The sequence below is a fragment of the Chroococcidiopsis sp. TS-821 genome, assembly GCF_002939305.1.
Taxonomy (GTDB): Bacteria; Cyanobacteriota; Cyanobacteriia; order Cyanobacteriales; family Chroococcidiopsidaceae; genus Chroogloeocystis.
Genome location: NZ_MVDI01000004.1, coordinates 275,173 through 286,443, shown reverse-complemented (window position 1 = coordinate 286,443; position 11,271 = coordinate 275,173). Strand labels below are relative to the sequence as shown.

The following is an 11,271-nucleotide window of genomic DNA, read 5'->3' as shown; positions in this document are numbered from 1 at the left end:
TAGGAATTGCGGCGTTTCTGTTGATTGCTTACCCCCGAACCGAACGCTCGCTGTGGGTTGGCTTGCGCTATCTGTTTGTCAGCAACACAGCCATGCTGTTTTATCTGGTGGGTGCAGTGTTGGTTTATCAAGCAAATCATTCGTTTGCGTTTGCAGGGTTAGGCAACGCACCAATTGAGGCACTCGCGTTGATCTTTCTTGGACTCTTGACCAAAGGAGGAGTTTTTGTATCAGGGTTGTGGCTACCGTTAACGCATTCTGAATCAGAATCGCCCGTTTCCGCCTTGCTATCAGGAGTTGTGGTGAAAGCTGGTGTCTTTCCGCTGGTACGGTGTGCGCTAATTTTGGATGAGGTGGATGCGATTGTGCGGCTGTTCGGCGTTGGGGCAGCTCTACTTGGCGTGTTTTATGCAATTTTGGAAAAAGATACGAAGCGGACGCTAGCGTTGAGTACGGTTTCTCAGTTGGGCTGGATTCTCGTTGCACCAAGTGCGGGAGGCTTGTATGCACTGGCACACGGGCTAGCTAAATCAACGTTGTTTCTGATCGCAGGTACTTTACCTAGCCGCAGCTTTAAGGAACTCCAACAAAAATCGGTTAATACAGCGCTGTGGGTTGCCTTAGTGATAGCGAGTCTTTCGATTTCAGGCTTTCCCTTGTTGGTGGGTTTTGCAGCAAAGATTCTCACGCTAAAAGATTTGTCACCCGCGTACGCGATCGCTATGAACATTGCCGCCACAGGAACTGCGATCGTCTATGCTAAATTCATCTTTCTGCCGCGTGGAGGCAGTGAAAAAATTCGCTTCGGTTTGTGGCTAGCAGTTGTACCGTTGATTGCAGCGCTGGCGATCGCCAATATTGCGTACTACCAAACGTATACTGTCGCTAATACTGCGAAAGTCCTCGCGATTATTGGTGCTGGCTGGGGAGCATATTTTTTGGGTGTTCGACGCTTAGAACTCAAGCTACCGCGCGTACTTGAACAATTTGAGCATCTGATTGGTGGAATGAGTCTGATGTTGATTTTGCTGTTTTGGATGGTATTTACATGACTGGATATCTCAACCTGATTTTACGACTGGCTATCTGGTTTTTACTCACTGCTAATTTCAGCGCGGTCAATATCATCATCGGTGTCAGCGTCGCGCTGCTGTTGCCACATAACCACAAATCTCGCGCAGCATTAAAAGATTGGCTGCGGGCGCTTTGGGAAATCGTCATCGCGATTCCACAAGCTTATATCGAGGCTTTTGAGATTATGCTTCGCCCGCATACCCAAGAAGTCGTGACAATGGAACGAGTTCCGCCACGACGAACGCCAGGACTGATATTTCTCGATATCTTTTTGATCACTTTTACACCCAAAACGATTGTCTTGAAATATCACGAAGACGGCTGGTACGAAGTTCACCGCGTGCAACGGAGGAAAAAAGCATGAACTTGGTACTCATAGCAATGATTCTGGCGTTACTCATACCAACTTACGCAGCGTGGCGCGATGATGAAGTCTGGCAGCGAATGTTAGCCTTTGCGAGTATTGCAACTAAAACGGCAATTATGGCACTTGTTGTATCGGTCTTTCGCGATGATTGGATGATCGGGATTGTCGCTGTCATCATCTTGAGTGTGGGCAACGCCGCCTTAATGCTACTAGCACACGTGATTAAACGCATGATTGATGTTTCAAATTCGTAAAAATGATTGACTTACTGAGTTATATCTGCATTAGTTTAGGACTTCTTTTTTGGTTTTGGGGAACTTCGCACCTATTAGGTAGGCGCTCTATATTGTTTAAGTTGCATAGCCTTTCAGTTGCGGATACGCTGGGGTCAATGAGTATCATTTTTGGGTTATTGCTGAAAATTCCCAGTGAATGGCCGTTGCTGATCTTGGCGATTATCTCCTTAGCAATTTGGAACACCGTGCTGGGATACGTGCTGGCATACTGTTCGAGTCGCGGAGACAGCTATGAATGAAAATGATTTCTATATTTATGCGATCGCGGCTTTGTTGCCATTAAGTGCGTTTATGCTGGTGTTTCAGGTCAATCCATATCATGCTTTAGTGATTCGCGGTATACTCGGCGCGATCGCCGCTTTGGTATACGCGGTTTTGGGTGCGGCAGATGTGGCTTTGACCGAAGCACTAGTCGGTACTATGCTGGCAATTACGCTGTATGCAGTTGCGGTACGCTCGTCCCTGGTTATGCGTCTTGGCGTTCTCAAAGAAGAATGGAGTGCAGCACAAAGCGAGCAGTTTGCACAACTCCTCGATGAGTTACGTACAATTTTACGCAAACGTCACATGCGGCTTGAAGTATTTCCCTACCCCGATATGCAATCTCTAGAGCAAGCGCTGGTTGACAAAGAAGTTCATACAACGTGCGTTCAGCGATCGCATCCGCACGCGCAACCTTATCACACTGTAACCAGAGTTCAACGACTTTATGAAATTATGCAAACTGAACTTGCCTCGCCAGAAACTAGTCTCACTTATGTCAATCCATTAGACGCTAAGGAGAAGCACTCGTGAAGTGGATTTACATTGTGGCAGGTATTGCCATGTTTGTCAAAATGCTGCTCATCCCTAATCCAGCACTCGACGTGACGGAGGTCTCGATTGTTGAATTAGTTGTGCAAGATAGTGGAGTACCTAATGCCGTATCAGGTATCATTTTCCGAAATCGTTTGTATGACACGATTTTCGAGGTGGTTGTATTTTCAATCGCTATCTTAGGAGCCTATTATCTACTAGCCAACGAAAAGCCAACCACGAAAATCTATCAATTTACAGATCAACCATCAATCGTGCTAGCGCGTCTGGGTGCAACGATTACAGCATTGGTGAGTATCGAACTGGCGATTCGGGGACATTTAAGTCCAGGTGGCGGCTTTGCTGCTGGGGTAGCAGGTGGAACAGCGATCGGTCTTGTGGCGATTACTTCACCATCAGTGTGGATGCAAGCACTCTATAAACGTTGGCACGCTGCTACATGGGAAAAAATTTCCGTTGTAATTTTTATTGTGCTAGCAGTTGTTACGCTCAGCGGCATCGAATTACCACACGGACAGTTAGGCACACTTGTCAGTGGCGGGGCTATTCCTTTACTCAATGTTCTCGTTGCAGTCAAAGTTGCGTTGGGTTCTTGGGCGGCTATTTTACTGTTTATTCGTTATCGCGGACTATTGTAAATCGAGGGCAATAGTTAGGACATCATTTTTGAATATTGAGTTCTTAAGGTCTTGGATTGTGGGAAGTTTTGTTAACTCAACACCTATAACGTCTAATTCGCTGACCCCCGCACCTCCTGACCTCTGAACGCTGCTATATTAGGTAACGATTTGAGCAGCAAGTCTAACTCAAAGAGTTCAATGGCAATGTATACATTCCTAGCTGACCTGGAATACTTTGCCAGCGTCCTTGTTTCGCGCCATTCCATAATGTTTTGCCGACTTTGGCTTTAGCTTGTGTCAAAGCTTTTCCTGTTATGTCACCGTACAACTCTTTTGCTACTATCTCTGGAGTCAAAATCTCGCCAGCTTTTTCCTGTACAACAGTGGTAACTGCTCCAGTGAAACTCATTCCACGATAACGTGGCAAGCGTAGCGGTTCTGATTCTTGACTGGATGTGCGCTTAGGAAGTTGATTCTTTTGATTTTGGCTTGAATTTGTTGGTGTTGTGCCCCGACTTCTTTGTTCAACTAACGTCAAGTCAATAGTGTAACAACCAGGCGAATCAGGGACTTTATCCCATAATCCTTTTTCCACTCCTTTGCGGAGAGTATCGTTCATTCTTAACTTTTCTGCTTTGAGTTTTTCAGCATCAAGCTCTCCATGCAAAGCACGAATAATGTAATCAACGTGTAATATCCTTCCTTCATTCTTTTGTAGTAGCTGTTCAACGGCTTCTGACTTAGTTAGATGTTGATATTTTGGAACTAGTGGTGTTTTTAAGAAGCGCGATTGCGAGAGAGGCGCTGGTGACTTGAGCGGAATGTTGGATTCCAAATGCTGTGCTTCTGGAATAGAAACAAAGCTTTGGCTCTGTGGATGTGGAAGTTCTTGTATGTCTTGCTGTGCTTGGCTAGAGTTGGAAAGTATTGATGACTTTAACTTTTCTTGTTCTAGTTGTTGCGGCAATGAGCTGTCATGCTGATCCGTAACGCGTGTTAATCCTTCGTTAAGCTGTTTTTGTGCTATTGTCGCTGATGGAAAAGCAATTTGTTCGTTGTGTTGTAATGCTAGCTGGTCTGCGAGTAGTGCATTGACGTGTCCGAGCTGCTCTCTAGCATTTTGGGCTTGTTGTTGCTGCTGTGCGTATAGCGTTTGATAGTGCGCTCTCAGTTGCAGTAAGCTTTCTATGTGCTGATCTTCAAAAAAGCGATCGGCTAACAAGGCGTTGAGCGCATTGACTTGAGCGCTAGCATGAGCACTCGCGCGATCGCACTTTTGGAGAATCGCTTGGTAGTATTCGCGCATTTCAACTAAGTTGTGAATGAATTGATGATTTTGATGCATTCTTCAAAATAGGACTCCTGCTTGCCGCTAGCATATTGTTTACAGCAGTATATTATTCTTAGCCTATGCCATCCAAGAAAGTTCACGTCCGCGAATACACTGTGAGAGCACACGAGCGTGTCATTCATACGCGCGTGTACAAGTTCATCTGTAAGCAGTGTAACAAAGATGTTGAACGCGAGACTTATGGCCCGCGTCCTTTATATTGCGAACGATGTCGTCCAAGTATGACTCGTAGCACTAAAGTAGCTAAAAAGAAGAAACCTAGACCAGTACTAGTCAAGCAACAAAAACGTCGCAGTACGAGTTAGCTAAGTTAGTTTAATTGCAGCCACATTCACGCAGAAAGCTGAACGCTTGTAGCATTTTTACCAAATTATTGCGCATTAGTTCCACCAAAAATATCAAAAATCGACTGCCTACTTGGTTGGAATTATTGCCAACTTATCTACAGTAGAATGCTCAGTAGCTAATCAAAATTTGTAATGCGATCGCGCTGTAACTTAAATTTGTCACAATGATCGCTCTAGCGGTGCAGATAAGAGATCTTACTTGCCAACTTAGTTACTAAATGAGAAACACCTGTTTTAATATCCTTCGTAACGCCCAGGTTTTTTACAAACTAAACGAAGTGTGACAACATTACCATCTCGCTGTCATAACGCCGTCATACCAAGCGAGTATGCTTCTTGTTGGTAGCCACAAATCTACTGCTTCTTTTTGTTCTGACTAGCAATGCCTTCTTGACATACAGCAGAGGGCATTTTTATTGTGGAAATTTCCTTTATATTAAGAATTTTATAGGTAACGGCTCGAATGCTGGAAACCTGATATATCTCGTGGATAGACTAGGCAACAGTGCAAATGTACTGTTATTCCTTAGATATATTTTAAGTGTGGCGCTAAAGCCTAGATGATTCCAGTTCAACTTACGCTGAAAAATTTTTTAAGCTACCGCGATGCAACTCTTGACTTTTCGGGATTGCATATTGCTTGTATTTGTGGCTCGAATGGTGCAGGCAAGTCTTCGTTACTCGAAGCGATTACTTGGGTAATCTGGGGACAAAGTCGTGCGGTATCCGAAGACGATATTATCCACACAGGTGCAAAAGAAGTTCAGGTAGACTTTATCTTTATCAGTAACCAGCATCAATACCGCGTGATTCGGACGCGCCACCGCGGACAAAGTAGTTTGCTAGAGTTTCAGATTGCGACACCAAATGGATTTCGGGCTTTGACAGAACGCGGTGTAAGAGCTACGCAGCAATTAATTTTAGAACATATCAAACTTGACTACGATACGTTTATTAATTCGGCGTACCTCCGCCAAGGACGCGCTGACGAATTTATGCTCAAGCGTCCAACCGAGCGCAAAGAAATATTAGCAGAGTTGCTCAAACTCAATCAATACGACGATCTAGAGGAAAGAGCAAAAGACTTATCGCGCTCGTTTAAAGCGCAAGCAGAACAACTAGAGCGCACTTTAGAAGGAATGCAAAACCAGTTGCAGCACAAAGAAGCGATCGCACAAGAACGCGCCGAGTTAGAAGCACAACACAACCAGCTACAACAACAGCAGGCATTTGACACAATTCAACTGCAAAGCTTACAAGTCATTCAACACCAGCGACAAACTTGGGAACAACAGTTAGGATTTTTACAACAGCAATACCAAAACTTGACGCAAGATAGCGATCGCCTAGCGGAAGAACGTCGCGCTATTAACGAACAGCTATCAGCGATTGAAGAAACGCTGAGTCATACCGACGAAATTTACGCAGGCTATGCTAAGTACGAAAGCTTGCAAACTGAGGAAGAAACGCTTTCTGCCAAATTCCAAGAACATTCCCGCGCTACCGTGCAACTTCAGCACTTACAGCAGCAACTCACGCAGCAAGTCAATGAAATTCGCTCCTCACTCCAACACGCTGAAGGACAACTTGTCGCCTTACAGCAGCAAGAACAAGAAATTCAGCAAACATTGCAAAAATCGAGCGAAGTTGAAGCAGCGTTAGCACAACTAGAGGTCGCGCGCGATCGGTTAAAACAGTTGGATCAACTGCAATTGCAAGTGACACCGCTACTGCAATACCGCACATCGCTGCAAACGCAACTCGAACGCGTTCAAGCACGAATGCAAGCACGACTTGAAGAACTGCAAGCTTCTCAAAATCAACTTACTCATCAACAGCAACGCCAACCGCAACTTCAACAAGCGGTGATGGATGTCGCCATTCAACTCGAACAACTCGAGAAAAAGCGCGTTTACCTCGAACGAGTCCGCGAAAAAGGACAAGAACGGCGTCATTTTATGGAACGCCTACAAGCGCATCAACGCGACTACGAAAAACAGATGGGGGAATTAGAGCAAAAGCTGCAAATGTTGCAAAACCCCGATGCAAAGTGTCCGTTATGCGATCGCCCTTTAACAGAACATCATTGGCAACGTGTCGTCGAAAAAACCCAAACCGAACAGCAAGAAATTCAACAACAGTTGTGGGTCATCCGCGAGCAAATGGCAGTATCTGAACGCGAAATTCAAGTACTGCGTCAAGAATATCGCGAAATCTCGCAACAACTTGCAGGCTACGATGCGTTAAGAGAACAACGCGGACAACTCGCCGCGCAACTCGAAGCAACCGATGACTTGCAGCGCCATTTGCAACAGATTATTGCAGAAAAACAGCAACTTGAGCGATCGCTAGCTGAAGGTGACTACGCACTCGATCGACAAGCAGAACTGCAACAAATTGAACAACAACTACAACAGTTAAATTACAACGAGCAAGATCATGCCTTAGCTCGCAGTGAAATTGAGCGGTGGCGCTGGGCAGAGATTCGCCAAGGACAATTAAAAGATGCACAAAAGCGTTTGTCACAAATTTTACAGCGAAAACCACAGATCGAAACACAAATTGCACAGTTAAATCAAAAAATCGTCGAGCAGCAAACGCATTCTGAATGCGCGCGCCAAATTGCGGCTTTAGACGCAAAAATCAAAACCATTAATTATGCACCTGAACAGCATAACGCGCTCCGTGTCGCCTTGCGTCAGGCGCAAACATGGCAAATTCGCTATCAACAGCTAAAAAATGCGCAAGAGCAGTATCCACAATTGCAAGCGCGATCGCAAGACCTCAAAGAAGCGATTCAAGCAAGAAGCGCGGAACGTCAAGTTCTGGTTGCGCAAATCGAGTCCCTGACGCAGCAACTCGAACAAACACCTTTACCAATAGCAGAAATTCAAGCCTTAGAACAGCAGCTAGCGTTTCGTCGGCGACAGCTTGACGAACAACTCAGTCATTTAGGACAACTTCAGCAACAGCTTAACCAACTCGAAGCCCTACAAACACAATACGAACAAGGAAAACAACAACTACAAGCAACCAAACAGCAGTACCGCATTTATCAAGAATTAGCGCAAGCCTTTGGCAAAAATGGCATTCAGGCATTAATGATTGAGAATGTCTTGCCACAACTCGAAGCTGAAACGAATCACCTCTTGGCGCGGTTGAGTGCGAATCAATTGCACGTGCAATTTGTCACGCAAAAAGCAGGGCGGAGTGGAACGCGCAAAAAAGCGACTAAAATGATCGATACGCTTGATATTCTCATCGCTGATGCACGCGGCACAAGACCTTATGAAACTTACTCAGGAGGGGAAGCGTTTCGGATTAACTTTGCGATTCGTTTGGCGTTAGCTAAACTGCTTGCGCAACGCGCCGGAGCCGCACTACAGTTACTGATTATTGATGAAGGATTTGGTACTCAAGATCAAGAAGGATGCGATCGCTTAATTGCAGCGATCAATGCGATCGCAAGCGATTTTGCGTGCATTCTCACTGTGACGCATATGCCCTACTTCAAAGAAGCTTTCCAAGCCCGAATTGAAGTTGCTAAAACCCAAAACGGTTCGCGTCTCAGTTTAGCAAGTTAAATAACGTCATAAGGTAACCCAGAAGCATAGAGAATCTCTATCTGGAAGAAAGTACTACTACATCAGTATGGTTTTCCCTACTGACGAAATGGTTGATTTAAAAGCAAATCTATAGATACTACAGATAGAGGTTAATGAGCCAAGTTAGCTAGCGCGATTTTCTGAGTATACCCTTTGAGAAAAACTGACGCTTCATATCTTCCATGTTTTAACTTGGAGGTGAAACCTATATGGCATTAGTACGTTGGCAACCATTTCAAGAAATGGAAACTCTGCGTCGCCAGATAAACGAATTATTTGATGAATTAGTTGAGTTCAACGACGATTCCAGGCGGCGCAAGTTGAATTGGATGCCCGCGATTGAACTTGAAGAGACGGACGAGAACGTAATTTTGAAGGCAGAAATTCCTGGTGTCGAAGGCAAGGATCTCGACATTCAAGTCAGTCGGGAAGGCGTTTCTATTGCGGGCGAACACCGTCATGAAAACCGCATTGCAGAGCAAGGATATTTCCGTTCGGAATTGCGCTACGGCAAGTTCCAGCGTCAGATCGATTTACCTGCACCTGTGAAGCACGACCAAGTGCAAGCTGAGTTTAAGAATGGTATTTTGACGCTAACAATGCCGAAGGCAGAAGAAGCTCGCCGCCGAGTTGTTAAGGTCAACTTGGCAAATAGTCAATAAGCTATTCAAACTCACCAAAGCTAGAAAAGCAGCTAGCAAAGGCGATCGCTGCTCGTGAGTGAGGGCGATCGCCCTCACTAGCGCGATCAATTTCATCCAGTTGCACGACAATTCAGAACTTGGCAGTGTCATTTGTCCTATATACACTAATTACTTCAGGAGCGGATCTAAATGCCAGTAGAAAACAGCCGCAATGCACCAAAATTACCAAAGCCAAGGCAGATCGGCGAGAGCTTTCTGATCTTTTTAACGGCGCTTTTACTATTTAACTTAGCTATTATTCCCAGTCTAGGCACTCGCTATCCAGAAGTTGCTTATAGTGATTTTATCGATCAAGTAGAAGCAGGGAAAGTTGACCGTGCAATTATCGGGTCGGATCGGATTCAGTACGTGCTCAAATCCGATAACCCATCAGAATCTCCTAGAGTATTCACAACAACACCAATAGCTTTAGATCTTGATTTGCCAAGAATTCTGCGCGAGAACCAAGTCAAGTTTGCCGCCCCACCTCCTGATAATACTGGATGGATTACAACTTTGCTGAGTTGGATTGTGCCTCCTTTGGTCTTCTTTGGCATTTGGGGATGGCTGATTAGCCGCAGTCAAGCTGGCGGTCCAGCGGCTTTAACCGTAGGCAAGAGCAAAGCACGTATCTATTCAGAAGGCAGTACTGGAGTCAAGTTTGACGATGTTGCTGGAGTCGATGAAGCCAAAGTGGAACTCCAAGAAATTGTTGAGTTCCTCAAAAACCCGAATAAATATATCCGCATAGGTGCCAAAATTCCCAAGGGGGTGTTACTTGTTGGACCACCAGGTACTGGTAAGACGTTACTTGCTAAAGCAATTGCTGGAGAAGCGGGGGTGCCATTTTTTAGTATTTCTGGTTCCGAGTTTATCGAATTATTCGTTGGGGTAGGTGCAGCGCGGGTGCGCGATTTGTTTGAACAGGCGAAGCAACAAGCCCCTTGTATTGTGTTTATTGACGAATTAGATGCGTTGGGTAAGTCTCGTGGCGGTAATAGTCCCTTTATGGGTGGGAATGACGAACGCGAACAAACTCTCAACCAGTTATTAACAGAAATGGATGGTTTTGATGCTAATACAGGTGTCATTATCCTTGCTGCTACTAACCGTCCAGATGTCCTTGACCCAGCCTTACGTCGCCCTGGTCGTTTTGACCGTCAGGTTGTTGTCGATCGCCCTGACAAAAACGGACGAGAAGCTATTTTGAAAGTCCATGTTAAGAATGTGAAGCTTGCTGATGATGTCGATCTGGCAAAGATTGCAGCGCGAACCCCAGGTTTTGCTGGAGCAGATTTGGCTAATCTTGTCAACGAGGCAGCTTTACTGGCGGCGCGTCAGAATCGCACTGCGGTGACAATGGCAGATTTTAATGAAGCGATCGAGCGTGTTGTCGCAGGACTGGAGAAAAAATCTCGCGTTTTGAATGAAACTGAGAAAAAAACCGTTGCATATCATGAAGTGGGTCATGCGATCGTCGCCAGCTTGATGCCTGGTGCGGGAAAAGTCGAGAAGATCTCGGTTGTGCCTCGTGGAGTGGGTGCTTTAGGCTACACTGTGCAGATGCCAGAGGAAGACCGCTTTTTAATGATGGAGGATGAAATTCGCGGACGAATTGCAACTCTATTAGCTGGTCGCGCAGCAGAAGAACTGATTTTTCGCAGAATATCTACAGGAGCTAGCGATGATATTCAGAAGGCAACTGACTTAGCTGAACGGTTTGTCACTCTTTATGGTATGAGTGATGATTTAGGTCCTGTAGCCTTTGAGAAAATTCAACAAAGCCAGTTTCTTGATGGTTTTAGCAACCCGCGTCGTCCAGTCAGTCCCAAAACGGCTGAGGAGATTGACCGAGAAGTGCAGGAAATTGTGGAAAGTGCCCATCAGATGGCTTTATTGATTTTGAGGACGAACCAGAACTTACTAGAAGAAACAGCCCAACTTCTCTTACACAAGGAAGTCTTGGAAGGATCTGAACTACAAGAACAACTTAAATTAGCGATCGCTCCAGCTGAATTAACACAGTATCTGCACGCAGGTAAACTCTTAGAAAGTGTTGCCCACTTACAAGTAGACAGTCTTCACCACACCCTACATCATTGAAAATCTATC

The 11,271-nt window shown here is 45.3% G+C and carries 11 protein-coding genes; 10 read left to right on the top strand and 1 reads right to left on the bottom strand.

Features of this window, described 5'->3' with window-relative positions; genetic code table 11:
- The 6 genes from B1A85_RS14230 to B1A85_RS14205 all read left to right on the top strand — a co-directional run.
- Window positions 1-1,052 (top strand): cation:proton antiporter (locus B1A85_RS14230; RefSeq protein ID WP_104547564.1); only part of this gene is annotated, 1,052 nt, incomplete at its 5' end.
- The gene (locus B1A85_RS14225; RefSeq protein ID WP_104547563.1) at window positions 1,049-1,438 is read left to right on the top strand and encodes a Na+/H+ antiporter subunit E; all 390 of its coding nucleotides are present in this window, start codon (window positions 1,049-1,051) and stop codon (window positions 1,436-1,438) included. The genes B1A85_RS14230 and B1A85_RS14225, both read left to right, overlap by 4 nt.
- Window positions 1,435-1,695, top strand: a complete 261-nt coding sequence (locus B1A85_RS14220; protein WP_104547562.1) for a hypothetical protein — start codon at window positions 1,435-1,437, stop codon at window positions 1,693-1,695. Before B1A85_RS14225 ends, B1A85_RS14220 begins: the two co-directional genes overlap by 4 nt.
- A 2-nt stretch (window positions 1,696-1,697) precedes the next feature.
- On the top strand, window positions 1,698-1,976 hold the full coding sequence (locus B1A85_RS14215) for a monovalent cation/H(+) antiporter subunit G (RefSeq protein ID WP_104547561.1): 279 nt from the start codon (window positions 1,698-1,700) through the stop codon (window positions 1,974-1,976).
- Window positions 1,969-2,532, top strand: a complete 564-nt coding sequence (locus tag B1A85_RS14210; protein ID WP_104547560.1) for a DUF4040 domain-containing protein — start codon at window positions 1,969-1,971, stop codon at window positions 2,530-2,532. The genes B1A85_RS14215 and B1A85_RS14210 overlap by 8 nt, the downstream gene beginning before the upstream one ends.
- A complete protein-coding gene (locus B1A85_RS14205; protein ID WP_104547559.1) occupies window positions 2,529-3,191 on the top strand; it encodes a Na(+)/H(+) antiporter subunit B in 663 nt (220 codons plus the stop codon). The genes B1A85_RS14210 and B1A85_RS14205 overlap by 4 nt, the downstream gene beginning before the upstream one ends.
- 163 nt (window positions 3,192-3,354) lie before the next feature.
- Here the strand turns inward: B1A85_RS14205 and B1A85_RS14200 are convergent, their stop codons facing one another.
- A complete protein-coding gene (locus B1A85_RS14200; protein ID WP_104547558.1) occupies window positions 3,355-4,518 on the bottom strand; it encodes a hypothetical protein in 1,164 nt (387 codons plus the stop codon).
- Window positions 4,519-4,583: 65 nt separating this feature from the next.
- On the opposite strand from B1A85_RS14200, the gene B1A85_RS14195 reads away from it, so the two are divergent.
- The 4 genes from B1A85_RS14195 to ftsH all read left to right on the top strand — a co-directional run bounded on the left by B1A85_RS14195 (window position 4,584) and on the right by ftsH (window position 11,262).
- Window positions 4,584-4,829 (top strand): hypothetical protein, encoded by a 246-nt coding sequence (locus B1A85_RS14195; protein WP_104547557.1) that lies wholly within the window; start codon window positions 4,584-4,586, stop codon window positions 4,827-4,829.
- Window positions 4,830-5,431: 602 nt separating this feature from the next.
- Window positions 5,432-8,455 carry an exonuclease subunit SbcC gene (sbcC, locus tag B1A85_RS14190; protein WP_104547556.1) on the top strand — a complete coding sequence of 1,008 codons (3,024 nt, stop codon included), beginning with the start codon at window positions 5,432-5,434 and terminating at the stop codon, window positions 8,453-8,455.
- A gap of 230 nt (window positions 8,456-8,685) precedes the next feature.
- Window positions 8,686-9,138 (top strand): Hsp20/alpha crystallin family protein, encoded by a 453-nt coding sequence (locus tag B1A85_RS14185; RefSeq protein WP_104547555.1) that lies wholly within the window; start codon window positions 8,686-8,688, stop codon window positions 9,136-9,138.
- 171 nt (window positions 9,139-9,309) lie between these two features.
- A complete protein-coding gene (gene ftsH / locus B1A85_RS14180; protein ID WP_104547554.1) occupies window positions 9,310-11,262 on the top strand; it encodes an ATP-dependent zinc metalloprotease FtsH in 1,953 nt (650 codons plus the stop codon).
- Window positions 11,263-11,271: the final 9 nt, after the last annotated feature.

Excerpts from the sequence above, each read along its gene's own strand:
- B1A85_RS14225 (WP_104547563.1), top strand. The coding sequence starts at position 1,049 with ATGACTGGATATCTCAACCTGATTTTACGACTGGCTATCTGGTTTTTA.
- B1A85_RS14220 (WP_104547562.1), top strand. The coding sequence starts at position 1,435 with ATGAACTTGGTACTCATAGCAATGATTCTGGCGTTACTCATACCAACT.
- B1A85_RS14215 (WP_104547561.1), top strand. The coding sequence starts at position 1,698 with ATGATTGACTTACTGAGTTATATCTGCATTAGTTTAGGACTTCTTTTT.
- B1A85_RS14210 (WP_104547560.1), top strand. The coding sequence starts at position 1,969 with ATGAATGAAAATGATTTCTATATTTATGCGATCGCGGCTTTGTTGCCA.
- B1A85_RS14200 (WP_104547558.1), bottom strand. The coding sequence starts at position 4,518 with ATGCATCAAAATCATCAATTCATTCACAACTTAGTTGAAATGCGCGAA.
- B1A85_RS14195 (WP_104547557.1), top strand. The coding sequence starts at position 4,584 with ATGCCATCCAAGAAAGTTCACGTCCGCGAATACACTGTGAGAGCACAC.
- sbcC (WP_104547556.1), top strand. The coding sequence starts at position 5,432 with ATGATTCCAGTTCAACTTACGCTGAAAAATTTTTTAAGCTACCGCGAT.
- B1A85_RS14185 (WP_104547555.1), top strand. The coding sequence starts at position 8,686 with ATGGCATTAGTACGTTGGCAACCATTTCAAGAAATGGAAACTCTGCGT.
- ftsH (WP_104547554.1), top strand. The coding sequence starts at position 9,310 with ATGCCAGTAGAAAACAGCCGCAATGCACCAAAATTACCAAAGCCAAGG.